Source organism: Leifsonia sp. Ger2509 (assembly GCF_055231915.1).
The window spans coordinates 707530-730284 of record NZ_JBUYVB010000003.1 but is presented as its reverse complement, the minus strand read 5'-3'; the positions used below and the strand labels follow the sequence as shown (position 1 = coordinate 730284).

At 65.2% G+C, this 22755-nt stretch carries 25 protein-coding genes; 11 read left to right on the top strand and 14 right to left on the bottom strand.

Annotated features, from left to right (window positions below; genetic code table 11):
- The first annotated feature begins 76 nt into the window (after positions 1–76).
- The gene (locus tag ACV7NN_RS03800) at positions 77–1105 is read left to right on the top strand and encodes a prolyl oligopeptidase family serine peptidase (RefSeq protein ID WP_463348258.1); all 1029 of its coding nucleotides are present in this window, start codon (positions 77–79) and stop codon (positions 1103–1105) included.
- A 33-nt stretch (positions 1106–1138) separates the two neighbouring features.
- Here the strand turns inward: ACV7NN_RS03800 and ACV7NN_RS03795 are convergent, their stop codons facing one another.
- The 4 genes from ACV7NN_RS03795 to ACV7NN_RS03780 form a co-directional block, all read right to left on the bottom strand.
- Positions 1139–2029, bottom strand: coding sequence for an SGNH/GDSL hydrolase family protein (locus tag ACV7NN_RS03795; RefSeq protein ID WP_463348257.1), 891 nt, complete (start codon positions 2027–2029; stop codon positions 1139–1141).
- 80 nt (positions 2030–2109) lie between these two features.
- On the bottom strand, positions 2110–3111 hold the full coding sequence (locus ACV7NN_RS03790; RefSeq protein WP_463348256.1) for a TolB family protein: 1002 nt from the start codon (positions 3109–3111) through the stop codon (positions 2110–2112).
- A 93-nt stretch (positions 3112–3204) separates the two neighbouring features.
- Positions 3205–3693 carry a response regulator transcription factor gene (locus ACV7NN_RS03785; RefSeq protein ID WP_463348255.1) on the bottom strand — a complete coding sequence of 163 codons (489 nt, stop codon included), beginning with the start codon at positions 3691–3693 and terminating at the stop codon, positions 3205–3207.
- A 622-nt stretch (positions 3694–4315) separates the two neighbouring features.
- Entirely contained in the window at positions 4316–5398 is a 1083-nt protein-coding gene (locus tag ACV7NN_RS03780; RefSeq protein ID WP_463348254.1) for a YncE family protein, read from the bottom strand.
- A 271-nt stretch (positions 5399–5669) separates the two neighbouring features.
- Here ACV7NN_RS03780 and ACV7NN_RS03775 point away from each other — a divergent pair, with 271 nt between their 5' ends.
- A complete protein-coding gene (locus ACV7NN_RS03775) occupies positions 5670–6251 on the top strand; it encodes a GNAT family N-acetyltransferase (RefSeq protein ID WP_463348253.1) in 582 nt (193 codons plus the stop codon).
- Positions 6252–6267: 16 nt separating this feature from the next.
- Here the strand turns inward: ACV7NN_RS03775 and ACV7NN_RS03770 are convergent, their stop codons facing one another.
- From ACV7NN_RS03770 to ACV7NN_RS03750, 5 genes are all read right to left on the bottom strand, one after another.
- Positions 6268–7170: an alpha/beta hydrolase gene (locus ACV7NN_RS03770; RefSeq protein WP_463348252.1), complete on the bottom strand. Its 903-nt coding sequence runs from the start codon at positions 7168–7170 to the stop codon at positions 6268–6270.
- A gap of 13 nt (positions 7171–7183) precedes the next feature.
- Entirely contained in the window at positions 7184–7711 is a 528-nt protein-coding gene (locus tag ACV7NN_RS03765) for a beta-class carbonic anhydrase (protein ID WP_463348251.1), read from the bottom strand.
- Between the two features lie 200 nt (positions 7712–7911).
- On the bottom strand, positions 7912–10062 hold the full coding sequence (locus ACV7NN_RS03760; RefSeq protein ID WP_463348250.1) for a hypothetical protein: 2151 nt from the start codon (positions 10060–10062) through the stop codon (positions 7912–7914).
- A gap of 207 nt (positions 10063–10269) precedes the next feature.
- Complete coding sequence (locus ACV7NN_RS03755) at positions 10270–10500, bottom strand: hypothetical protein (RefSeq protein ID WP_463348249.1); 231 nt, start codon at positions 10498–10500, stop codon at positions 10270–10272.
- Positions 10497–10982: a pyridoxamine 5'-phosphate oxidase family protein gene (locus ACV7NN_RS03750; protein ID WP_463348248.1), complete on the bottom strand. Its 486-nt coding sequence runs from the start codon at positions 10980–10982 to the stop codon at positions 10497–10499. The genes ACV7NN_RS03755 and ACV7NN_RS03750 overlap by 4 nt, the downstream gene beginning before the upstream one ends.
- A gap of 220 nt (positions 10983–11202) precedes the next feature.
- On the opposite strand from ACV7NN_RS03750, the gene ACV7NN_RS03745 reads away from it, so the two are divergent.
- A complete protein-coding gene (locus tag ACV7NN_RS03745) occupies positions 11203–11535 on the top strand; it encodes a hypothetical protein (RefSeq protein ID WP_463348247.1) in 333 nt (110 codons plus the stop codon).
- A gap of 4 nt (positions 11536–11539) precedes the next feature.
- A complete protein-coding gene (locus ACV7NN_RS03740) occupies positions 11540–12037 on the top strand; it encodes a hypothetical protein (RefSeq protein ID WP_463348246.1) in 498 nt (165 codons plus the stop codon).
- Between the two features lie 34 nt (positions 12038–12071).
- Here ACV7NN_RS03740 and ACV7NN_RS03735 read toward each other — a convergent pair whose 3' ends face one another.
- Positions 12072–12455 carry a YPYG domain-containing protein gene (locus ACV7NN_RS03735; RefSeq protein ID WP_463348245.1) on the bottom strand — a complete coding sequence of 128 codons (384 nt, stop codon included), beginning with the start codon at positions 12453–12455 and terminating at the stop codon, positions 12072–12074.
- A gap of 154 nt (positions 12456–12609) precedes the next feature.
- Between ACV7NN_RS03735 and ACV7NN_RS03730 the strand changes: the two genes are divergently transcribed.
- Positions 12610–13179 carry an NADPH-dependent FMN reductase gene (locus ACV7NN_RS03730; protein WP_463348244.1) on the top strand — a complete coding sequence of 190 codons (570 nt, stop codon included), beginning with the start codon at positions 12610–12612 and terminating at the stop codon, positions 13177–13179.
- Positions 13180–13225: 46 nt separating this feature from the next.
- Here the strand turns inward: ACV7NN_RS03730 and ACV7NN_RS03725 are convergent, their stop codons facing one another.
- Positions 13226–14653, bottom strand: coding sequence for an APC family permease (locus ACV7NN_RS03725; RefSeq protein WP_463348243.1), 1428 nt, complete (start codon positions 14651–14653; stop codon positions 13226–13228).
- 275 nt (positions 14654–14928) lie between these two features.
- Here ACV7NN_RS03725 and ACV7NN_RS03720 point away from each other — a divergent pair, with 275 nt between their 5' ends.
- The gene (locus ACV7NN_RS03720; protein ID WP_463348242.1) at positions 14929–16155 is read left to right on the top strand and encodes a hypothetical protein; all 1227 of its coding nucleotides are present in this window, start codon (positions 14929–14931) and stop codon (positions 16153–16155) included.
- Positions 16156–16210: 55 nt separating this feature from the next.
- Here the strand turns inward: ACV7NN_RS03720 and ACV7NN_RS03715 are convergent, their stop codons facing one another.
- From ACV7NN_RS03715 to ACV7NN_RS03705, 3 genes are all read right to left on the bottom strand, one after another.
- On the bottom strand, positions 16211–17902 hold the full coding sequence (locus tag ACV7NN_RS03715; RefSeq protein WP_463348241.1) for a PLL family lectin: 1692 nt from the start codon (positions 17900–17902) through the stop codon (positions 16211–16213).
- 80 nt (positions 17903–17982) lie between these two features.
- On the bottom strand, positions 17983–18288 hold the full coding sequence (locus ACV7NN_RS03710) for a hypothetical protein (RefSeq protein ID WP_463348240.1): 306 nt from the start codon (positions 18286–18288) through the stop codon (positions 17983–17985).
- Between the two features lie 323 nt (positions 18289–18611).
- A complete protein-coding gene (locus ACV7NN_RS03705; protein WP_463348239.1) occupies positions 18612–19349 on the bottom strand; it encodes a response regulator transcription factor in 738 nt (245 codons plus the stop codon).
- 257 nt (positions 19350–19606) lie between these two features.
- Between ACV7NN_RS03705 and ACV7NN_RS03700 the strand changes: the two genes are divergently transcribed.
- From ACV7NN_RS03700 to ACV7NN_RS03680, 5 genes are all read left to right on the top strand, one after another.
- Positions 19607–20167 carry a type 1 glutamine amidotransferase domain-containing protein gene (locus tag ACV7NN_RS03700; protein WP_463348238.1) on the top strand — a complete coding sequence of 187 codons (561 nt, stop codon included), beginning with the start codon at positions 19607–19609 and terminating at the stop codon, positions 20165–20167.
- 10 nt (positions 20168–20177) lie between these two features.
- The gene (locus ACV7NN_RS03695; protein ID WP_463348237.1) at positions 20178–20699 is read left to right on the top strand and encodes a DUF892 family protein; all 522 of its coding nucleotides are present in this window, start codon (positions 20178–20180) and stop codon (positions 20697–20699) included.
- Positions 20700–20751: 52 nt separating this feature from the next.
- The gene (locus ACV7NN_RS03690) at positions 20752–21354 is read left to right on the top strand and encodes a DUF1214 domain-containing protein (RefSeq protein ID WP_463348236.1); all 603 of its coding nucleotides are present in this window, start codon (positions 20752–20754) and stop codon (positions 21352–21354) included.
- 1 nt (position 21355) lies between these two features.
- Positions 21356–22006 (top strand): DUF1254 domain-containing protein, encoded by a 651-nt coding sequence (locus tag ACV7NN_RS03685; protein ID WP_463348235.1) that lies wholly within the window; start codon positions 21356–21358, stop codon positions 22004–22006.
- Between the two features lie 161 nt (positions 22007–22167).
- Positions 22168–22740, top strand: coding sequence for a dihydrofolate reductase family protein (locus ACV7NN_RS03680; RefSeq protein ID WP_463348234.1), 573 nt, complete (start codon positions 22168–22170; stop codon positions 22738–22740).
- Positions 22741–22755: the final 15 nt, after the last annotated feature.

The window sequence follows — 22755 nt, the reverse complement described above, 5'->3', positions numbered from 1 at the left end:
GGGAGTCTCAATGCCTGGCGGTATTCGCCACCCCGGTATTATTTTGCTATTGCCGCTTCTTGACCCCAGGAGGTCGATGCGGATGCTTCACTATCGTCGAATCCTCGTCGCGGTCGCGGCGCTGGCTGTCCTTGCGGCCGCGGCAGGGTGCACGCCAGCGCGACCCGACGAGTCGTCGCGCGACGCCAGGTTGATCACCAACGTCGCCTACGCGCCCGTTCAGCCGGCAGGCAGTAAGGGTCACCTGCTCGACCTGTATCTGCCCGCCGGTATCGACAAGCCGGTGCCGTTGATCATCTGGACGGGCGGCAACGGTTGGCTGCAGGACGACGGCAAATCGACCGCGCCACTGGCGGCTGGGATGTTCAACCCTCGCGGGTATGCGGTCGCCGGCGTCAGCGTCCGGTCCAGCGGCCAGGCCACCTTTCCGGCCCAGCTGTCCGACGTGAAGGCCGCGATCCGTTTCCTTCGCGCTAACGCCAAGCGTTTCCATCTCGACCCTGAGCATTTCGGCATCGCGGGGGATTCTTCTGGCGGTTGGGCGGCCGTCATGGCAGCCGTCACCGATGACGTGCCAGCGCTCGAGGGCACCGTCGGCGTGAGCGGTCCGTCTTCGCGGGTACAGGCGGCGGCCGCTTTCTACCCCCCAACCGACTTCCTTCGCATCGATCCATACCTCGTGGGTTGCAGGGCGTCCGATCCTCCTGGGGGACCGACGGGTGCGTGCGAGGACGTCCCGTACTCCCCGGTCTCCCTGATGCTCGGATGCGTGCCCCAGACCTGCAAGGAGAGGGTGGCCTCAGCCAACCCGGTCATGTACGTCGACTGTGACGACCCACCTCTGCTGCTGATCCACGGTCAGGCGGACGTCACGGTCCCCTGGCAGCAGAGCCTCCTGCTCTTCGAGGCGGCGAAACGGGTCTCCAGTAAGGCGGAGCTCGTCGTTGTCCCGCGGGGCCAGCACGACCAGGCCAGTCAATTCTTGACTGACTCGACCGTGAAAGCCGGCGCGAAGAGTCAATCGACGACCGGCGGGCCGGGCTGGCGTCCCGTCGACCTGACGCCGCAGTACCTGGTGGAGTTCTTCGACCGGTACCTGCGCTGAGCCGTCACGGAACCAGAGCCTTGCTCGCCTTCGTCAGGGCGCATCGGGGTAGATGACGTGCCACATGATGGCGGCGTATTTGTGGGCGCCTTCGATGGATGGGTGGACGTAGTCGGCGGCGAGGTCCGAGGCTGTGACGATTTCGTTCCGGGCCGCCCCGCCGTCGTATTGGCAGTTCGGGTGGGTGGCGCAGACGGTCTGAACTGTTTTGTCGTATGAGTCGATGAGGGCTTGTTCTGCGGCTTCGCGGGCGGGGTCGATCTTCTTGGTGACGGGGTCACCGGCGTAGCAGGGTCCCGTTCCGAGGACAGCGCTGGGATCCAGCGGGAGCAGGAGCGTGTCCCAGTTCTTAACGGTCCCTTGGACGCTGGGGATGAATACGTGTGAGTCCGGGAGCCCCTGGTGGAGGACGTCGAGGACTTTGGCGATGGCGTTGCCGAATGGTTTCAGGTTTGCGGTGTCGGTTCCGTCGCACTTGAAGTCGTTGTTGATGGTGTTGACGAGGATCAGCTCGTGGGGTTCCTTCTTCCTGACGAGTGCCTGCGCCTCCTCGAGCAGCACGATTGTGCCGGCGCCGTCGATGGCGAGCATCGTATTGTGACCCTTGGCTTGCGGGTTGAGTGCGACGATCCGCGAGTAGATGCTGTCCACGGCCGGGTTGGTCCCGGTCGCCCAGGAGTTGGCGGTGACGTCCTGGTTCGGATGTGCGGGGTCCGAGTTGTAGCCTGTCCCGCCGGAGTCTCCGATCACCGCGACAGCGTCAGCGTACGGTGAGCTCGTCAGCTTCGGAGTCGGCCTCTGCAAGGCGGCGTCGTTCCCGGTGGCCGGCGAACTACAACCGGTGACCGCCAAAAGCAGACCGGCGCTCGCCCCGACGACGCGGAGCGATGTGCGCAACCCTGCAAGCCCCCTGCGACTGGGCACGGTTGATGGTAACCCCGATCGGGCCGCCGCTGACAGGGGACCTGCGCGCGGTAGCGCCCTGCCGAGGATGCCGCGCCGAGCTACTCGTCGTGGTTGGGTGAAGTTTTGGCCCAGTCCGGGTACCATTCGGCGACGTCATCGGTCGTTGTCACGTAGTTGACGTGTGAGCCGTCCGCTCGCGCGGTAAGGATGTCGCCTGCGCGGGGTCCAGCGCCGTGGCTGAGCGAGAACACGATGCTCCGGCCGTCGGGTGACGGTGACGGGACCGAGGCAAAGTAGGGCTCTGCGACGTCCAGCCGGATTTGGCTGATTGCGTAAGTGTGAGCGTCGATGCGAACAAGGTACCCATCCGTTGTCGACGACAGGAGGCTCCTGCCGTCGGGCGACCAAGCGGCCGATTGGATCACATCCGGCATCAGGACCCCGTACGGAGTTATCTGACGCGCGTGCGAGCCGTCACGCCGTGCAATAAAGAGGGCCACCACGGTGGTGTCGGGAACGTCTGTCGGTTTCGTACGAAGAAACGCGAACCTGTTGCCGTCAGGTGAGTATCCGACCGGGGTGTCGGGGTTGACGAACGGGTTGGTGGTCAGCCGGTGCGGGTCACCGCCGTCGGTCGCTCGGAAGGTGAAGATTCCAGGCGTGTCTCCGCCTACCGCGCAGACGAATCGAGAATCGTCGGGCGTCCACGCGTTGCAGTACATGTCTGGCGGTTGCGCTGGCAGTTCGAAGAGTCTGAAGTGGCGCCCGTCAGGGGAGACTGTCGCAGGACGGAACGGGAGCAGGTTTCCTGCGCTGTCGGCGCGGAGAATGTTGCTGAGAAGGAGTTTGCGTGAGTCGTGTGACCAGACCGGCCGACCGAAATCTTCGAGCACCTGCGGCAGCTGCAGCTGGACCGCTCCGGTCCCGTCAGGGTTGGCTACGACGACATGTGCTCCGCCACCCGGGATCGACGTCGTGTATGCGATTCGCTCACGCGACGGGCGATGTTCTCCGGTCGCGTTGGCTGGTGCGGCAATCGCAGTAACGACCAGCACCGCCGCGATGGCCGAGAGGGCGCAAATTCGAAGTGGGTTCCTCATAGTTGCGAGGTTCCCGCGAGACAGGTTTGCCGTCAATACGCAGTATGCGTACTTCGCGCCTCTCGTCCGTAGCTCACCAGAGGAGCTTCGTTCTTACTGGTCGGCCCGCGGTTCCGCGGCGTGCTGGGCAACTCCGAGAAGCTCGCACGCTTCGACGGCGTCGCGCCGGTTATGGACTCCAAGCTTCTGGTAGATGTGTTCCGCGTGTTTCTGCGCGGTGCGCGGCGACATTCCGAGGCGGGCGCCGATGCCTCGAGCTCCGACACCTTCGGCTTGAAGTTTGAGTACGAGGGTCTCGCGTTGGGTGAGGAGATCCCAACCGGACCGCATGTCGAGTCGGTTCAACGCCGTCCTGTGCCTGGCGAACGCGGTCAGCACGGGTGCGATCGCATCACACACTTCCCGGTCCGCCGCCGACAAGCGTGCGCTGCTTCGGCCGAACACCCACGCGTCGACTTCCCCGTCCGGGGTGGCTTCCGGTCGTACGGGGATCGCAAAATGGTACTGGCGGCCCCAGAAAGGGCGAATCGTTCGTGCCATCTCGCACTCCAACCACGTCCGTTCGGTGACGACGTCGGTCACGCTGAACGGGTCGTTCGGTTCGTCCACGATGAGGTGACGGATACCAGGGTGTCCCGCTGCCGCTTGTCTCGTCGGTAACCGCTCGGTAGCAGCTGCCAGGCGGATCCGGGAGTAATGTACACAGGCGCCGTCCAACCGTGCCGTTCGTGCACGTAGAAACCGGCGATGTCGGCACCGACCAACTCCTGCGCAACAGCGAGAACCAACGGAATGCCGTCTGTTCCGAACGGGGCGGAGAACGCCGCGTAAGCGACTTCGGTTACCGCTTCCGTCGCTCTCGTAGCCCGAATCATGGTTACGTCCCCTCCACACATGACCTATCAAGCCTCCTCGGCTCACCGTGGATACGCAACACCGGGTCGGAGGGGTTCTGAAGTGGAGGGGTTCTGAAGTACTGACCCATCTGGCGGAGCTTGTTCCTTCGGCCTCGCTCTCTCGGGCCTGCGATGTGCCGACAGGCACTCGGACCCCACCGAACACCTGGGCTGAGCGCGTCGTCCTTGGACTCGACGGGCGTGGCCTCGGTTGCCAGAGATGTCCGCGCAATACTCCGCGCGGACATCTCCGACCCAGACCCCAACCGGCTGGACCAGGTGCGTATTGAACGCCGAAGCTGGTCTACTCAGCGGCTATCGGTCGCGGCAAAGATGTGCATGCCGTCTTGCTCTGGAACGAAGACGCGGGCCGGATCACCGATCGCCGTGACTTGGTGGAAGCCGAGGGCGCCCGAACCCAACGGGATGTTGGTGACGAACCGGGCGGTCTTCGCGTCGATCACCATAACCGCAGGGGGAGTCAGCTGCGGAAGCGGGGGCGGTCCAGCCGCTCCTGCTTCGGCGGCGTAGAACCGACGATCGGCACTGTTGAACCAGACCTCGTCGGCGCCGCTTGCGTTGTGGCCCGTGTAGTGAGCGATCACCTGCCCGGTCGAACCGTCCAGCAGCACCGGAGCACCGGTGTTGCAGCCGAGAAGCAACTGCCCGTGGAGACCGACGGCCAGGCCGCCCGGGTTGCATGCCACGTCGACCGGCAGGATGCTCTGCACCCGTACGCGCTTGGGGTCGATGCGAACGACCTCTCCTGACGGGAAATCACCTGTCGCGCGGACTGCCTCGACGAACGTGGAACTGCTTGGGTCCCACTGAGGCTGCTCAATAGAGTCGGCGCCAGCGCCGGAAATGAGGACGTGGCCGATCACCCGATGCGTTCCGTTCGCTCGCGGCCTGGCGTCGATGAGCGTGACCCACGGCGCCGGAGTCGAAGACCCGGAGGTGGCGTCCGGACTGGTGACAGCGATGATCTGGTCGACAGGGTCGTATCCGAGCTCGTCCGCGGTAGGGGCGCCGACCGGCACTGAATCTGTAATGCGATATGGCGCGGTGGCCGAGATGACCTTTACGGCGCCGGCGCCGTCGCCCGCCCAGACCTGGCCGAGGTTGTCGGTGAGGACACCCGCCGGGCCGCCTGTGAAGCCGGGTACCTGCGCCATGAGCTTCGACGTTGTCCCATCAATGATGTCCAGTGACGAATTGGAATCGTCGCTCAGATAGACCCGCTTCGTCTTTTGGTCGCCGAAGAGGATGTCAGCGAAGAGAGGGCTTCCGCCCGTCGGAATGTGAAGAAGGGCGACTTCCTTGTACGCCGTCCCTTCCTCATGGTGGTCGCGGTCACGTGCCGATGCGGGCGGAACCGCCGCGGAAAGCACAAGGCCAGCCGAAACTGCGCTGATACCGAGAATTCCGGTAAGGCGCCTCGGGGCGAACGGCCCCACACGCCGTCGTGGATCACTGTTCATCAGGAAACCTCCATCTCCGGCGCGCCGATGCGCCGAGTAGGAGCCAACGTACAAGGCTCGATGGTCATTAGTCAGGCCGATGTTGTGATACGTCGAATCAGTACTATTTATATGTGCTGGCGTCCCCGACTCTGCTACATCGTCCTTTTCGTTGCGCGACCCATGTAGAAGGATGGACGGCATGGCTGAGTATGACGTTCGGTTTGCAAGGCCGGAGGACTGGCCGGCCCTGGAGCGATTGTTCGGTCGTCAAGGCGCCTCCAACGGTTGCTGGTGCGCGTACTGGATCATCGGGCCCGAGTATCACCGGCGTGACCGCGCGCTGAACCGACGGATGCTCCACGAGGCCACCGCGGGGGACCGCCCGCCGGGTCTGCTCGCGTTCGAGGCCGACAGCGACCCGGAGACGTCTTCCGCTGTGGGCTGGGCCCGGCTCACTCCACGTGGGGAGCTCGGGTGGCTGAACAGTACCCCGGCTCTCGCCCCCGTCGACGACCTGGCGGTGTTGTCGCTTCCGTGCTTCTACGTGGCACGCGCCCACCGAAGCAAGGGAGTCACCGCGGCGCTCATCGACGCGGCGATCCGCGAAGCGGCTGCCCGCGAGGAACGGACGCTGGAGGCGTATCCGATCGACGTCTCCGTGCCCGGGGCCACGCATAACGCCTTCACGGGCGTCTTGGCGGACTTCACCGCGGCGGGATTCCGTGAGGTCGCGCGACGATCGCCGAGCCGCCCGATCATGAGATTGACGACCACGACGTGAGGCCGTGGTCGCCGGGTCAGCGAACGTGCTCCCGCAGGAACGCCCCGATCCGCTCGGTGGCCTGGACCGCCTCCGGCGTACCGAGCATCAACTGGTAGACGTGCGGCAGGCCTTCGCCGACCTCCAGCCGGACATCCACCCCCGCCTCGGTTGCGGCTTTCGCCAGCCGCTGGGCGTCACTGAGCAGGAGGTCCGCTGTTCCCACCTGGATCAGCAGCGGTGGAAGGCCGGAGAGCGGCGCGAACAGCGGTGACGCCAGCGGCGCCTTCGGGTCTGCGCCGGCCAGGTAGTCGGAGGCCAACTGCTTGAGCAGCGCCGGCGTGGAGATCGGGTCCTGATCCACCCGTTCGGTCATGGAGGCGCCAGAACTGGTCAGATCGACGGTCGGGGACATCAGGACTGCGGCTGCAGGCAATTCGTCCCCAGCGTCGCGCGTGGCCACGAGCAGCGCGACCGCGAGCCCTCCGCCGGCCGAGTCGCCCGCCACCGCCAGGGACGGCGCGCTCAGGCGCTGCTCGGTGCGCAGCCACCGCCAGACGGTGAGGACGTCATCGATTGCCGCAGGAAACGGATGCTCGGGAGCCAGCCGGTACTCGGCGAACAGCACCCGCATCCCGCCGGCCCGACCCAGCCGGGCAGCCAACTCACCGTCGCTGCGAAGCGATCCGAACTGGTAACCGCCGCCGTGAAGCAAGAGGAGCACCCGGTCTGAGGCGACATCCGGGGCGTCGAGCCAATAGGCGGGCACCCCGTGTGCAGACACCTCGCTCACAAGCACATCGTCGGGAATCGCATGGATGGGGCCACCGGGGGCGAACGTGTCGCGTGCCTGCGACAGCGTCTCCGGGGGCTGGTCGGCGCTGGACCTCTGCCGCTGCCTCAACTCCTCGATCAGGTCCTGCATCGCCTGGCTCGGCATCGCGGGCTCCCTGCTACTGCGACTCGGCGTCGGTCGCCTCGTGGGGAAACACCTCACTCAGCCGACGGGATGCCAGGTCGTAGACGAAGCCGCGGACCGAGACATCCGAAGAAATCCACGGATGCGACCGGGCTTTCTGCACTTGCTCCCTCGTGTTCTGCACGGGGTCCGTGAAACTGTAGAATCTGGCCGGGGCAATCGGCGCCATCCCCGTCTCGTCGCGAAGCCGATTCTCCAACTCGCCGTCGGTGAACGTGGTGAGACCGCAACCGTCGTGGTTGATGATCATGATCTCCCGGGTGCCCAGCACCCGTGTGGAGATGACGAGGGACCGGATCGAGTCGTCATCGATCACGGTGCCGACATTCCTGATCATGTCCACATCCGCGTCTGCCAGGCCGAGCATCCTGACGATGTCGCTGAGCCGGGGATCGGCGCACGTGACAATCGCTATTCGGGGCGCCGGCGGCTTCGCACGGTCAGGATCGGTGTCGGTGGCGATGGTGGCGTTGGCTCGCAGCGCCTCGTCGGTGAGGCTCATGATCGGATGTCTCCTGTCTCGAAAGGTCACGTCGCACATGGAGAGGTCTGGCACGTGCCGTGCCCACCGCCGACGATAGTCCTGCTACCGACCGATCGGCCAGCTCCAGGCGTACCCGGGAGATGAGGCTCGCGACGCATTCGGTGACTCTGACTGACGCCCTCCCCGCGGGCGGCGGGACACGTGGCGTGCTCGCCCGGCTATCCGGCCTTCAGCGTGAAGGCGACCGCGCAGCCTGCGTGGCCGGGGCGGCTGAAGCTCACCGTGAGCACCGTCGACCAGGGGGATGCGGACGAGGGCACCTGAAGGAGGCCGCCGGTCGCACCGAGTGTGCCATGAGTGTTGGCGTTCGACGTGTCCGAGGCCGCGGCAAGGGGTGTCCAGTCGTATCGGAGGGTTCCGCAGTCCGATCCGGTCGTCGCGACTGTGACGGCCGTCGTCCTGGCCGGGTTGACGAGCACGCGGGTCGGGGCATCAGCGCCCCCGACGACCGTTGACCATGATGTCGGCGTGCCCGAGTTCGGTCCCTGCGAGCGCCGGTCGTCGTCGGTCAGCAGGGCGAGCTGGCTTTCAAGGCCGTTGCCGGTCGAGGTCGGCAGGTACGGGCGGATGGCCTTGCCGAAAGCGATCGCATCCGATTGCGGGATTCGTAGCTGCACGAGCTCCAGGTCGGACATCGACGGCGCCAGCCCCGCGTCGACGGGTGTCCGGGTGGTGATCCAGCGTGCTGCTCCCGGCGATTGGAGGAAGCGGTCGACGCTCATGAGGTTGTTGCGCCCGTCGGGGAGGTCCGGCGCCCAGGTCGTCGAGACGAGCACAGTGCGTCCCTCGTCGCCGATCAGGGTCGACCAGGGGAGCGCATCCTGAAGGTCCACCTGAGGCATCAGGAACACGTCGGGTCCGGCGCTCGCAAGCCGCTGGGCGTACACCTCGCTGAGGATGTTGCTGTTCAGGGCGTTGGACCCGATCGGCACGAGTACGGGGCCGCCGGTCTTCGCTGCGGTCGTGACGGTCTTGGCGAGGCTGACGAGCTGGTCGATGTTCGACTGGACCCAGGGAACGCTCACCGTCGGACGGAGCTCAGCCGGAAGCGCCAGCGCCGGGTTTCGTGCGGGGGTGAGCAGTGGGGTGGCCGGCGCGAACATGTAGACGAACGTCAGCATCGCGACCGTGGCTGAGACGATGTGCACACGACGCGTGAGGGACCTTCTGAAGAAGACGCAGACGCCGACGAAACCGGTCGACACGAGGAGAGGCCACACGTGCACTTCGTGGATCAGGCCCGCCTGACGCTGTGTGAAGGCCCATATGATCTCGGAGATCGCGAGGAAGCCCGCGATGAAGATGGCGCGCATGCGCACCCCGGGCTGACGCGATCGGATGAGCACCGCGAGTGCTGCGACAGCGACGATCGCGGCCGCGAGGGCGATGAACCCGCCGGCGTATTTGAGATCGGTGGCGAGCACCTCGGGTAAGGAGCTCTGGTAGCTGGCGTAGAAGAGCGAGTTGCTCCGAGAGAAGATCGCCGAGAGCGTGCCGGGAGTCGCGACGGCGACGCCGGCTACGACGGCGATCGCCGCGAGGATCACGCGCAGGCTGACGGCTTCCCGCAGCAGAGCCTTGAGGCGGTCCGGCCCCTGACGGTCGACGAACGCCGTCGTCGCGTAGGAGAGAAGGTATGCGGCGAACACGATGATGATGTCGAAGAGGAAGTTCTTCTTCACGAGAAGCGCAAGCGATCCGATCACTAGCGCCCAGAACAGTGTGCTGCGGTTCATCGGACGGGAGATCAGCACCCAGATCGCGCCGAGGATCAGCGCGAACCCGATCAGGTCGGGTACACCGAGTTCGGCGATGAGGAACGTCGTCGGATTGAATGCGACGATCAGGACGATCGCGATCGACACGGGACGTTCGAAGAGGCGGCTGACGATCTTGGTGATGAGCACGACGACCGGGACGAGGCCGACGATCGTCATGGTCATGATGTACACGAGACGGATGTTCAGGAGTCCCGGGGAGAAAACTGTGAACGGAATCGCCCAGTACGGCGGATACTCCGATTCGCTCGCGACGCGCAGCTGGTGAAGGAACGTCAGCGGTCCTCCGCGCAGGGCTTGGGAGAGGCTCATCGCCATCTCCTGGAAGCCGCGCGGGTCGTAGAAATAGATCTTGTTCTCAATGCTCACGTACACGGCCATGGATGCGACCAGGAGGGCCAGCGGGATACCCCAAACGATGGCGATTCGCAGGATCCGGCCAGCGCGCTCGCGCCGCGAGCTGTTCTGCTTCACAGTCTCCGAGTGCGCGGGCTCGACGAGCACCGGGGCCAGGTCGAGGCTCTGGGTCATGGCGGAAACGGGCTTTCAAACGGTGGAATGTACTAGGCGGTGTCGCCGGATGCGCTGAGGATCGGCGTGAAGGACGTGAGTCCAGTAGAACACCCATTCCATGGGAAAGACGTGAGGACCGCCCACACCGGCCGCAATGCCTGCGCCGTCAAGGGGCATGCGATGGAGACCGAGTGTCAGTGGGTTGGTGGTGCTTGTTGCGTGGTGTCAGCGGATTTCGTAGGTGCCGTCGAGACGGGCACGCGCGATGACGTGGCCGGAGATGGCGTGAATGGTGTCGGCGAGGGTGAAGGTGTCGGGCAGGGTGATGTGCTGGTCGAGCGCGAAGAATTGGAAGACATAGGAGTGGGGCCGGTGGCCATGAATTCTCCTCCATCGGAGATCGTGGAGTTCCGCCTCGACCACGTCTTCTGACCGTCGCGACCGTGAAGCATTCATTCCGTCTGCGGCGTCTCCATCCGCCCGCTCACGGTGTCGAGTGTGATGCGGTACACGCTCGCGGCGCTCGCCGGACGACCGAGCTTCTCCTCGGTGGCGGGACGTGGGATGTTCAGCGTCCGCATCATTCCGAGTTCAGCACCCGGATGCGCCATGCCGGTGCCCGATGCGACGAGCGGTCGAAACTTGTCGAGTAGCACGTCCAGCGCGAGCCGAGCATCCTCGCCCAGTAGCTGTTCGAACTGACCCCAGGCGATGACGCTGGTCCACGTCGAAAGGTCGACCACTTCGTCGATCTCGAAACAGACGCTGGGATGCGAGCGGAGGGCGCGTATCTTTCTGCCCGGCGCGCTGTGGCAGTATACCTTGCCGTCCTGGTAGGCGTACGAGATGGGGACCACATAGGGGGTTCCGTCGTCGATCAGTCCCAGACGACCGACGGACTGTTCGGCCAGGAACTGGGAAATCTGCGCTTCGGTCATTTCAACGGGCATCGTCGTCTTCCACTCGCTTCGGCCGGCCGTGCCACCGGTGTTTCCAGCCTCCAGCGGTTTCCGACCCCGCGACAGGGCCGATGGTCCCGCGTATCAGCCGTTGGCCGCAGGACTAAAGCCTCTCTCGAACGCCCGGTATCACCGCTCGAATGGGACATGGGAGGAGTAGCCATGTCTACGGATGCCGGCGACCGGTCCAGCGAGCGCAGTGAAATCTGAGATCGCTGTGCAGTCGGAAGAGGCGTCGGCGCGCGAGCCGGTCGACCTCCTTCTCCGCGACCTGCACACAACGGGCGAAGGACTGGGAAGCGGAGTCATCATCATCAACGCCGCGGTCGCCTACCTGCAGGAACGCCAGGCGCAGAAGGCGGTCGAGGCGCTCTCCCTTTACCTTCCCCTCCAGCGCGCTGGATCTCTCGGCGCCGGCGCAGCGGTCGGGCGGTGCGATGATGGCCCACGCTGGGAAGCATGGGCGTCTTACCGCGGAACACGCGCGACCCGGACTGGGGCAGGGCAGGATGAATCGGGCCCGGTAGCTTGAGGTCATGGGGGTAAGGATCGAACGCACTGCGGGCTGGGTCTACTTCTGGTGGTCGGTTGCCGTGGTGGGGATCTGGCTACTCATCACCTTCGGCCCGTTCTGGCATCGCAGCGACCTGCCGGGACTTGAAAGAGAGACGGTTCCGCTGCACTGGTTCGAGTACGTGCAGATCTTTCTGGGCTCGCTGGTGGTGGCGGCCTTCTACGGATGCTTCACGCTGATCTTCCTGCTGAACCGGAGACGAGCCGGACGGATGTCGATCGTGTTCGTCAGCTGCGCGGTGGTGCTCGGGTGGTTATCGTGGATCCTCGCAGTGGTCTCGCTCACTCTGGCCCACGCGGACTGCGCAGACGACTGCGTCGCGGACATCCCCGACCAGGCGGCGACGCAGACGATCGAGGCGCTCTTGCTGCCGTTCGGACTATTGCCACCGGTCGTCTTCCTGGTCGCCGTGATCGCGGGGCGATCACTCGAGCGCCGTCGGGCTCGGACGAACACATGAGGCGCGAGTGCTCCGCGCTCCTGGAATCAGAAGGTCACGAGTAGGCGAAGACCGTGACTTCCGGTTCGGTGTCGGAACCGCCGACTCTGCATTCGATGTGGACCTTGCTCGTGGAGCTGTTCTGGGTCTTCACCTTCGCTGTGTAGCTGAAGGACCACGCGTCGTTCGCGATGCTCTCGGTTGCCTGGCCGCGCACCCACGCCGGGTTGTAGCCATCGGGGAACGCCTTCTTCCCCGCGATGTCGCAGGCCGCCTGGCCGGATGCCGCCGTCAGCCCCTGCGAAGTCATCTCGTGTCTGAGAGGGGCTCCGATCGCGGCTGTGATCGCTCCGAAGACGAACAGGACTACGACCACGATGATGAGCCAGACCCACCATGCGATCCGCGCCCGCCCCGGTTGCCGAGCAGCCTCGTCCACGAGGTCAGAATACGCCCGTCGGCGGTGACGGAGGGCACCGGATTCAGGGAATCGCAAACACTTCGGCTGAGGTCGCGAAGGTCGTCGCCGACGTGATCGCCAGGCTCAGGCGTCGTCATCGGTCAGGGGACAACTATCTGAGGTTGAATGGCGTATGACCAAACTGATGATCATTGTCGGCAGCGTTCGCCCCGGTCGCGTCGGCCTTCCCATCGCGGAGTGGGTGAAGGCGGAGGCGGAGAAGACCGGACGGTTTGAAATCGATTTTGTGGACTTGGTGGAGCTCGCGCTGCCTTTCATGGATGAGCCGAAACATCCCAGACTGAAGCAGTACACGAAGCAGCACACCCGTGATTGGAGCACCAGGGTCGACGCGGCGGAAGCCTTCATTTTCGTGACTCCTGAGTACAACTACAGCTTCTCTCCTGCGCTCAAGAACGCACTCGACTTTCTCGGCAACGAATGGTGGAGGAAGCCGCTCGGCTTTGTCAGCTACGGAGGTGTTTCCGGCGGAACTCGTGGCGTGGCTGCGATCATGCCGATCACTGGTGCGCTCGGACTTGTGCGGGTGGGTGCCAACGTCGAGTTGAACTTCGGCGGTACACAGGTCATCGACGGCGTATTCCAACCGAAGGAGAAGGAGATCGCGATCCTTGCGAAGGAGCTCGCCGAGGTCGACACCCTAGCCGGCATCTTGACCCCCGCACGTTCGCTCCTGACCTGACCGGGCCATACTGCGCCCGCTATGGAAACGACCCGCGCACTACCGTTCAGCGAACCGCCTCGGGCACGCCATCGTCAGCACTCGCCCCAACAGCAGGCGCCCCCTCGCGCGTGATGATCGTGGCATCGCCGTCCTGATCGAGCTGCACGCCGAGCTTCCTGCGGAACACGCGGGTGAGGGCGAGCAGCGTCACGATTCCCACCGCCAGCCAGATGAGTCCGTAGGCGAGCGCGTCGAAGTGGAGGTTCGCCCACAGCACGCCGGTGAGGATCATCCCGATGCCCGGCAGCACGATGTTGCGAAGGATCTGCTTGGCTCCGCGGCGTTCGCCCTTGCGGATGGCGAAGTGGATGATGACCGTCGCGTTCACCATCGTGAAGGCGATCAGTGCGCCGAAGTTGATCATGGACGAAACGAACTCGAGCGTGAACGCCCCTGCGAGCAGCGATACCGCCCCCACGAGCAGCACGGCTAGCGCCGGCGTGCGGTATTTCGGGTGCACGTAGGAGAGGCTGCGCGAGATGCGCCCGTTGCCATTCCTGGCCATGACGTAGATCATGCGCGAGACGCTCGCGTGGGAGGCCAGGCTCGAGGCGACCGCCGCCGCGACTGCGGCCGAGATGAAGAGGATCTGGAAGAAGAGACCGCCGGTTTTGAGCGCGATCTCCGGCAGGGTGTCGTCGGTGAAGCTGAAGCCGGCGAGGGTCGGGAAGCGGGACTGCGCGAACCAGGCGGCGACGAAGAAGATCGCGCCGCCGATCATCAGCGCGAGCACGATCGCACGTGGCACGGTGCGGGTGTCCTTCGCTTCTTCGGTGTACATCGTGATCGCGTCGAACCCGATGAACGAGAAGCAGACCACGGTCGCGCCTCCGATCACCGCACCGAGGTGGACGCCCGAGTGGAGCAGTGGAGCCATGCTGAACGCGGTGCCGTTGCCCGCACCCGAGTTCAGGGCAGCCCAGGTGAGGACCACGAACACGCCGATCAGGACGATCTGGAACGCCACGAGGACCCCGTTGACCCGGGAGGTGGACGACATGCTGAACAGGTTCATTGCGGTGATCGCCGCGACGTAGCCGACGACCCAGATCCAGCCGGGCACCTGCGGGAAGAACGATTCCAGGTACAGCCGCACGATGAGCGCGTTCACAAGCGGCAGGAGCAGGTAGTCGAGCAGCGACGACCAGCCCACCAGGAAGCCGACATTCGGGTGGATGGTCTCCGACGCATACGTGTATGCCGAGCCTGCCGACGGGAACACCCGCGTCATCCTGCCGTAGCTCACCGCGGTGAAGACCATGGCCACAAGTGCGAACAGGTAGGCGGCCGGCACGACGCCGTTCGTCTCACCGGTCACGATCCCGAACGTGTCGAACACGGTCATGGGGGTCATGTACCCGAGTCCGAGGCCGACGATCGCCCAGAGGCCGAGTGATCGCCGGAGGGCTGTGGATGGTTGGCTGGAGGACACGCGAGCTCCTTTGCTGCAGTCGGGGAAGGTGCCATGCTAAACGGAAATTCGACGGATTCCGAAACGAACACTGCGGATCACGGAGCAGATCGCCCCGCTCGGCAGCGAAAAACGCGGTGAAAAGGTGATTTCGATGTCGAAATCAGCGGTCCCGGAATTTCCATCGCGTGCTATCGAGTCGCGGATGAACGTGTTTTCGGCACGAATCGGTGAATAGAGTGATCACCAAGGCCCCGGAGCACCCCGAGCCTTCTTCCGAGATTGCACACAGCCCTATGACATCTCGCGCTGACGCCGAGCGGCTGACCCCAGGGACGCGCCCGCATCCATCGCTCTGGCCTCCTCTACCCTGGTGGCTCCGGGCCGGCGCCGTCTGGCTGGTGTCGCGCATCCTCACCACCCTCATCATGGTCGTGACGGCCGCGCAGGCCCCCTATCGTCCGACGTCGGGCAGCCTCTTCAGCTACGCGACCCTGTCGCAACTCTGGGACGCCGGGTGGTACCAGAAGATCGCGCTCCACGGGTATCCGCCGATCGTTCCCCATGACGCGTCGGGCGCAGTGGCCGCGAATCCGTGGGCGTTCCTGCCCGGCTATCCGTTCCTGGTGCGGGCGCTCATGGCAACAACCGGCCTGTCCTGGGATGTCGTATCCGTGGCCGTAGCCCTCGCGTTCTCGCTCGCCTTCGTGCTCGTCTTCGATCGACTGATGCATCTCGTCCTGCCGCCGCCGACCGCTCGATTCGCTGTCGTGCTGCTATGCGTCTCGCCGCTGTCGCCGATCCTTCAGGTCGCTTACGCGGAGTCGATGAATCTCTTCCTCATCGCCCTGGCCCTGTACCTTCTTGTTCGCCGCCGCTACGGCTGGCTGATTCCCGTGCTGGCAGTCATGTCGCTGACGAGACCCGGCGAGATCGCCTTCGCCGCGACACTCGGCGCTCACGTGGCTTTGCGGTGGCGGAACCGACGCACAGATCCGTGGCTGCCGGGGCAGCTGCCGGCCTCGATCGCGGCCACCGCGTCCGCCGCAGGTTTCGGTCTCCTGTGGCCCCTCATCGCCTGGAAGGCGACTGGAACGCCGTCGGCCTATCTGGCGACGGAGATGGCGTGGCGTTCCCGCGATATCGGTGCGCCCTCGGTGGTTCCCTTCACGCCATGGGTCGAGAGTGCGAACTTCTACTTCGCACAGCCGTGGGGGACGGTGCTCCTCGTCCTCGTGCTCGCCGCGGCGATCGCTACATTCTTCAGCGGGCCGGTGCGACGGCTCGGGACGGACCTGCGACTGTGGATCGCAAGCTACGCCCTCTATGTTCTCGCCGTCTTCTTTCCGCAGACGAGCACGATCCGTATCCTCACACCGATGTTTCCGCTTTTCGGTGCTCTCGCACAGCCCCGGTCGCGGATCTACCGGATCGCCATCGTGATCGTCTTCCTGGCCGGCCAGGCCGTCTGGCTCACCGGGTCGTGGTGGACGTGGTGGGGCCCGGGCCTCGTTACGCCCTGAATCTGATGCGACCCGGGTCCGGATGCGGTATCGGCCCCGATCGCGCGAGCATCGCTCAGGGGTTGCCGGGCGTCTGGGGCCAGGTCTCCAGTTTGTCGATCCACCCGCCGAGGGAGTACCAGCCGCTCCAGCCGTTGCTGGGGGAGGTCTGCCACATGTGCCACAGGGCGGCGTCGCCGCCACGGGCGAAGATCTCCATGCGGCCATCGTCGTTGGACGCGACCTTGAGCATGTCGATCCACCCGCCGAGCGAATACCAGCCGCTCCAGCCGTTGCTGGGGGAGGTCTGCCACATGTGCCAGACGGCGCCGTCACCGCCGCGGGCGAAGATCTCGAGCCGCCCGTCGGCGTTGCGGTCGACGTCGAGCATGTCGATCCACCCGCCGAGGGAGTACCAGCCGCTCCAGCCGTTATTCGGGGCGGTCTGCCACATGTGCCAGACGGCGCCGTCGCCGCCCCGGGCGAAGATCTCCATGCGGCCGTCCGCGTTGCGCGCGACGTCGAGCAGGTCGATCCAGCCGCCGAGGGAGTACCACCCGCTCCAGCCGTTATTGGGGGCGGTCTGCCACATGTGCCAGACGGCGCCGTCGCCGCCGCGGGCGAAGATCTCGAGTCGCCCGTCGGCGTTCTGGGCGACGTCGAGCAGGTCGATCCAGCCGCCGAGGGAGTACCAGCCGCTCCAGCCGTTGCTCGGGGCGGTCTGCCACATGTGCCAGACGGCGCCGTCGCCGCCGCGGGCGAAGATCTCGAGTCGCCCGTCGGCGTTCTTGACGACGGTCAACATGTCGATCCAGCCGCCGAGCGAGTACCAGCCGCTCCAGCCTCCTCCGGGCGATGTCTCCCAGTTGTGCCAGACGGCGCCGTCGCCGCCGCGGGCGAAGATCTCGAGCCGGCCGTCGGCGTTGGTCGCGACTGTGATCAGGTCGATCCAGCCGCCGAGCGAGCTCCAGCCGCTCCAGCCGTTGTTGGGAGCGGTCTGCCACATATGCCAGAGGGCGCCGTCGCTGCCGCGCGCACAGACGTGGATGCGGACTCCCGTTGCCGACACGATGGTGGTTGTCGGGACACGCAGCCACGCCTCCTGGGTGATCGCGCGCATCGACGGCTCGTCGACGATGCCGATGGTGTCCCAGGTGAACATGGCGTAGCCCTGCGCGTTGCCGTCGACGCCGGCCGGCACTGTGACGCCGAGCTGTTGCGCGAGCCAGGAGAGTGAGCCGTAGCCGCACAGGGAAACGCTGTGGTCCTCGTTGGAGTCGGCGTGCCATCCTGTGCCGAACCAGCCGGTGCGGCCCGTGTAGGCGTTCTGGATCTGGTCGGCGGCGACGCCGAGCTTCACCGGTCCTTGCGAGATGGCGTCGTGGAGGATGCCGGATTGGTTCCAGTCCACGGAGCGTTTGCCGCCGTCGTTGAAGATCTGGCCGTTCTGGTTGAAACCGTCGTTGACCATCCAGTCGAGGACCTGGTTGATGTAGGCGCCCTCGAGAACTCCGTGCCGGGTGGCCCAGTTGATGACTTCTGTGTCGGCGATGAAGATCTCCGGCTGGTAGCAGGCCTTGGCGAAGGCCTCCTCCGCCGTCACGCAGTCGCCGTGGACATCGTTGCCCCACATCGAGAGTTGGGGTGGGATGACGATGTACTCGGGCGGGGCCCCCAAAAGGCTGGCGGCATATGGCGTGGCTTTCGCCAGTTCGGACCGCGGGGTGGGTAGTGCTCCACGCTTCGGAACAACAATTTTATCGGGCATGGCGTCTTACTCCTGCTGACGATGGATGAACGTTCAAGTCGACGGTGGCTCCACTGGAGCCGGTGCCGCGGCGGGTGGGTCTAGCGACCCTCGCCGGAGGGCGGGGGCGGGGTGCCCGGCGTGCCCATGCCGCTGGCGGCGCCAGGCATGCTCGTTGTCGAGGACTTCGCCGGTGGCGGTGGTGTGCCGGGTGTTCCCTTGGTGCTGCCGCCGCCGGATTGCGAACCAGTGGCCGCGTCGCGCGAGGGCGGTGGCGGGGTGCCCGGAGTGCCCATGCCTTCCCCGGATGGCGCGCTTCCCTGTCCGGCCGCCTGGTCGGCGCCCGCGCTGCCCGGCGGTGGCGGTGGGGTGCCCGGGGTTCCCATTCCGCCTTGCGTGTCGCTCATTTTTGTCGCTCCTGTCCCACGGCCTGAACGGCCAGATCGTTTCGGAGATTCAGAGGGCGAAGTCGCTTCCTTCGCCATGTCAGTTCTGGGCTCGAAAGGGATCGCTTCTTCGATGACTTTCTTGGGCGTGGGGATAGCCCCGCGTTTGGGACTGGCCTTGTCGTCTACCATCGCCCACCCCTCGGCCTCATGTCGTCCGGCCCGCTGAACCCACGGGACCGTCGCCACGATGACGCGACTCTCCGACGGCGTCATCGGACTCTTTCAGGCTAAGGCTGCCGCGTGGGCTTCGGCCATACGCAATAGTGCGTAGAGCCGGTGACTTAGATCAGGCCGAGGGATTGGGCTCGCTGGGTGGCGAGGAGTCGATCGTTGCACTCGAGTTTGCGGTAGGCATTCTGCAGATGCTTTCCGACCGTTCGGGGGCTGATGTTGAGGGAGGAGGAGATCCGCGTCGCGGTCCAGCCTTGGGCGAGCGCCTGGAGGACGAGGATCTCTGTGTCGGTCAGATGTGGGTGGTTCGCAGGGACCCCGCTACCGCCCGGGACGTGCACTGGTCGACGTTGATCCGCCACGATGAGGGCAGGCAGGATCAGCGCGGCCAGTTCGAGGTCGCGATCCGAGAAGTCCTTCGTCGACCGCGTGAGGATCCATCCCCGACCGAGTGTCGGAAGGTTCAGGGTGGTGACGATGCTCAACTGGTAGTCCGCGTGGCCTGCCTGGAAGATCTCGCGGTAGGAGCGACTTGCAACCCAGTCGCTTCGCGGAACCAGGTCCGACAATCGACTGGGGCTCCTGTTCTCCGGATTGTCGACGTAGCCGAGGATCGCCGGATGGAGCATCCCCGGAAGAAGGAGTGCCGCCGCGTTCCACTCCGGTGATCCGGGGTGGAGTTCATCGGTGAGGCGGGCGTACGGGGTGACGAAGTCGACGACCGAGAACAGGACGTGGTCGGCCGCGATGATGTGCGAGATCAGTTGTGCGGCGCGGAAGCGGTCGGTGTTGGTGGTCGAGGCAAGCTCAACGATTTCATCGAGCAGTCGCGAGGAGATCCTCCCCATAGCATGCGCCATTCTGACAAATTCTCAATTTAATGCACCTCTCATTCCAGCGCCGTCGTCGGGGTGCGCGCAAGTGGGCATTTTGGGGGACAAGCTTGGACCATCGGGGTACAAGAACCGGCCATTCGCGGCCGCTTCGCGCACCGTTCCTGGGGGAGCCGGCTTCTCGCGCACCGGAATCGCCGAAGTCACAGGATGCAGGGATTGAGCCCGCAGTTCCCCGGGCGTACAGGTGGTGCAGGAATGGAGGCAGGACTATGACAATGAGCAACCTGACGGTGGCGTTCCTCGTCGCGGCCGAGGGAATCGAGCAGGCCGAGCTGACCGAGCCGTGGAAGGCGGTCGAGCAGGCAGGAGGAACGCCCAAGCTGATCGCGCCGAGCCCTGGCACGGTCCAAGCGTTCGAACATCTCGACAAGGCCGACACCTTCGAGGTCGACGAGACTGTCGACGCTGCGGACCCGGCGGACTTCGATGCGCTCATGCTGCCGGGAGGCGTCGCGAACGGCGACCAGCTGCGCGGCGAGCCGAAGGCGATCGAGTTCGTCCGCGCGATGGCCGCCGCATCCAAACCGATCGGCGTGATCTGTCACGGTGGTTGGGTGCTGATCGAAGCGGGGGTCGTGGACGGGCGGACTTTGACGAGTTGGCCGACACTGCAGACCGACTACAGGAATGCAGGCGCGACCTGGGTCGATGAGGAAGTGATCGTCGATACCGAAGGTAGAGCGCCGATCGTTTCGAGCCGCAAGCCCGACGACCTTCCGACGTTCAACCGGGAGTTCCTGCGTGTGCTCGATTCCGTGATCGCGTCGTGACGAGCTGGCCGTGTTCGAGCACTACGAAACGCCGGAAGGGTTCTTCAGCGCCAAGCTGAGCGCGGCCCTCACGATGGAGCAGGACGCATCCGACATGTTTGCGGAACTGCGGGAGCGTGCGCAACGGTGGGAGTTGCGCGACCTCTTCGGTTCGCTCGCGGGCGAAGCGAAGGAGAAGACCGGGAACCTGGAGCGTTGCTTCCAGCTTGTCGAGGAACGGCTCAAGGCGGCACCTTCGCCTGCAACGAAAGGCCTCGCGAGGGAAGGCAGGTCGATGAGCTCGCGGGCCGACGATGACGTCGTCGACTCCGTCCTGCTGGCGAGCGCGCTGGAAACGGAGCTCTACGAGATCGGCGTGTACCAGAGCCTCATCACGGTCGCGGAAGGGTGGGAGGCGGACATGGAGGACGTCGTAGGACTTCTGCGCGCGAACCTCCAGGAGGCGATCTCGGCCAGCGACCGCATCCAGGAGACCTCCGAATGGGTGGCCGCGGAGACACCGATGGCTGCGGACGATGGGACGGCGCAATAGCGCTGGGGGTGTTGCGGACCCGGCCGGATGCGCGAAGAACTAGTGTGCGGATATGGCAAGTGTCTTCACATGGATCGCGCAGTCCGGGGTCGTCCAAGGGGTGATCATCGGCGCCACATTGGCGTTCCTCTCGGCGATTCTCATCCTGAACGCCGTGGCGCGGTCGGTGACGACCACGATCGACGGATGGAGCAGCATCCGCAGAGCCGGGCAGCCAGGGAACGGGATGCTGGTGGCCGCCGCGTGCGCCAAGGCGCTTCCGCTGGTCAACGTGTTCGAAGAGGCCGCGTACTGGACGGCCGCCAAGGACTCGGGAGGACGAAAGCTGAACGGCGCGAATGCGTACGTCTTGCGCTTTCCACCCGGTCAACTGCCGCCGAACGACGCGTTCTGGTCGCTCACGATGACCGATGTCGTCGGCTACATGGCCGACAATCCGGCGCATCGGTACAGCATCGACGATCGGTCGGCCCTCGCGGTGAACGCCGACGGTTCGATCGACGTCTACCTCCAGCAGTCGGCGCCGAGCGGTCGCGAGGAGAACTGGCTTCAGACACCCGCCGGCGCCTTCAGGCTGATGCTCCGCGCGTACCTGCCTGGCCCGGCGATTCTCGACGGCACCTACCGGGTGCCTCCGATCGAGAGGGTGAAGTGAGATGAATCGCCTCATCCTGAAGTACGGGGTTCCGCTGACGGCGGTCGTCCTGGCGATCTTCGCCTACGTCGTCTACCGACGGGCAATACTCGGCTGGAGCGAAGTCGTCGTGCTCGCCGTCGCCGCTGTCGTCGTCTGGGCGATCGGAGCGCCGGCTTTCATCTATCTGTGGCCGCGGATCACGGTCAGCGGTTTCAAGAGGGCGATCCTCAAGCGCGGGTTCGGCGACGGTCCGATCCCTGTCAACACGCTCTATGCATCCCCGACAACGTCCAGCCCAGCGGGCGCGGGCGTGATGGCGACCGGGACCACCAACCTGCTCTACGTCGCCGGCTGGCTCGATCTGCGCGGTGGACCCCAGGTGCTCCACGTGCCGGACATGGCCGGGCGCTACTACAGTCTGCAGTTCACCGATCCGTCGGACAGTGCCAACTTCGCCTACGTCGGCAAGCGTGCGACGGGAACCGGGGCGGGCACCTTTCTTCTCACGGGACCCGGCTGGAAAGAAACCGCAGCGGCCGAAGCAACGCGAATTTCGTCGCCGAACAATTCCGTACTTGTCATCGGTCGCGTTTTCGTCGAGAACGACGGTGACCTTGCCACCGCGTACGCACTCGCCCAGCAGATTCGGCTGACCCCGCTGAACGCCTGATCACCCGCATCCGAACGGGTGCCCGCGCGAGGTGCCGTGGCATCTGGTCACGGGGTCAGCGCGGTTCCTCGAACGGGTGCTGCTCCGCTCGTAGCGCCCACTTCTTGCACCCAGCGGTGTCTACATCCTTGTAAGCGTTCAACAAGGATGGGGAGACCGACATGGGAAAGATCGTGGTCAGTGAGAATGTGTCCCTGGATGGGGTGGTCGAGGATCCGACCGGTGAGGGCGGTTTCGCACGCGGCGGGTGGTTCGGGCAGTACATGGGTGACGACCGTGAGCCGTGGGCGGAAATCGAATTCGCGGAGGCGCGCGGTGCCGAGGTTCTGCTGCACGGGCGGCGAACCGACGAGTATTTCGGCCCGCGGTGGAATTCCGCCCCTGGTGACTGGGGTGACCGGCTTCGCACGCTGCCGAAATATGTCGTCTCGTCGACGATCGTCGAGCCGATCTGGGTGAACTCGACCGTTCTGAAGGGTGACGTCGTCGAAGAGGTCCAGAAGCTGAAAGACGAGATCGACGGCGAGATCGTCGTCTACGGCAGCCGTCAGCTCGTTCGGACCCTGACGGATCACGACCTGGTCGACGAGTTTCGGCTGACCGTCTTTCCCGTGGTGCTTGGGGCCGGCGATCGCCTCTTCGGTGAGACCGCGGACACGACATCTCTCCGCCTGCTCGATTCGCAGACCGTGGGCAAGGGCCTCGCCCACCTCACCTACGCCGTCGTGCGTTGACCGCGCTCGACAGGG

Excerpts from the sequence above, each read along its gene's own strand:
- ACV7NN_RS03715 (WP_463348241.1), bottom strand. The coding sequence starts at position 17,902 with ATGCCCGATAAAATTGTTGTTCCGAAGCGTGGAGCACTACCCACCCCG.
- ACV7NN_RS03710 (WP_463348240.1), bottom strand. The coding sequence starts at position 18,288 with ATGAGCGACACGCAAGGCGGAATGGGAACCCCGGGCACCCCACCGCCA.
- ACV7NN_RS03760 (WP_463348250.1), bottom strand. The coding sequence starts at position 10,062 with ATGACCCAGAGCCTCGACCTGGCCCCGGTGCTCGTCGAGCCCGCGCAC.
- ACV7NN_RS03680 (WP_463348234.1), top strand. The coding sequence starts at position 22,168 with ATGGGAAAGATCGTGGTCAGTGAGAATGTGTCCCTGGATGGGGTGGTC.
- ACV7NN_RS03770 (WP_463348252.1), bottom strand. The coding sequence starts at position 7,170 with ATGCCGAGCCAGGCGATGCAGGACCTGATCGAGGAGTTGAGGCAGCGG.
- ACV7NN_RS03705 (WP_463348239.1), bottom strand. The coding sequence starts at position 19,349 with ATGGGGAGGATCTCCTCGCGACTGCTCGATGAAATCGTTGAGCTTGCC.
- ACV7NN_RS03765 (WP_463348251.1), bottom strand. The coding sequence starts at position 7,711 with ATGAGCCTCACCGACGAGGCGCTGCGAGCCAACGCCACCATCGCCACC.
- ACV7NN_RS03740 (WP_463348246.1), top strand. The coding sequence starts at position 11,540 with ATGGGGGTAAGGATCGAACGCACTGCGGGCTGGGTCTACTTCTGGTGG.
- ACV7NN_RS03700 (WP_463348238.1), top strand. The coding sequence starts at position 19,607 with ATGACAATGAGCAACCTGACGGTGGCGTTCCTCGTCGCGGCCGAGGGA.
- ACV7NN_RS03750 (WP_463348248.1), bottom strand. The coding sequence starts at position 10,982 with ATGACCGAAGCGCAGATTTCCCAGTTCCTGGCCGAACAGTCCGTCGGT.
- ACV7NN_RS03690 (WP_463348236.1), top strand. The coding sequence starts at position 20,752 with ATGGCAAGTGTCTTCACATGGATCGCGCAGTCCGGGGTCGTCCAAGGG.
- ACV7NN_RS03685 (WP_463348235.1), top strand. The coding sequence starts at position 21,356 with ATGAATCGCCTCATCCTGAAGTACGGGGTTCCGCTGACGGCGGTCGTC.
- ACV7NN_RS03730 (WP_463348244.1), top strand. The coding sequence starts at position 12,610 with ATGACCAAACTGATGATCATTGTCGGCAGCGTTCGCCCCGGTCGCGTC.
- ACV7NN_RS03800 (WP_463348258.1), top strand. The coding sequence starts at position 77 with ATGCGGATGCTTCACTATCGTCGAATCCTCGTCGCGGTCGCGGCGCTG.
- ACV7NN_RS03755 (WP_463348249.1), bottom strand. The coding sequence starts at position 10,500 with ATGAATGCTTCACGGTCGCGACGGTCAGAAGACGTGGTCGAGGCGGAA.
- ACV7NN_RS03790 (WP_463348256.1), bottom strand. The coding sequence starts at position 3,111 with ATGAGGAACCCACTTCGAATTTGCGCCCTCTCGGCCATCGCGGCGGTG.
- ACV7NN_RS03775 (WP_463348253.1), top strand. The coding sequence starts at position 5,670 with ATGGCTGAGTATGACGTTCGGTTTGCAAGGCCGGAGGACTGGCCGGCC.
- ACV7NN_RS03720 (WP_463348242.1), top strand. The coding sequence starts at position 14,929 with ATGACATCTCGCGCTGACGCCGAGCGGCTGACCCCAGGGACGCGCCCG.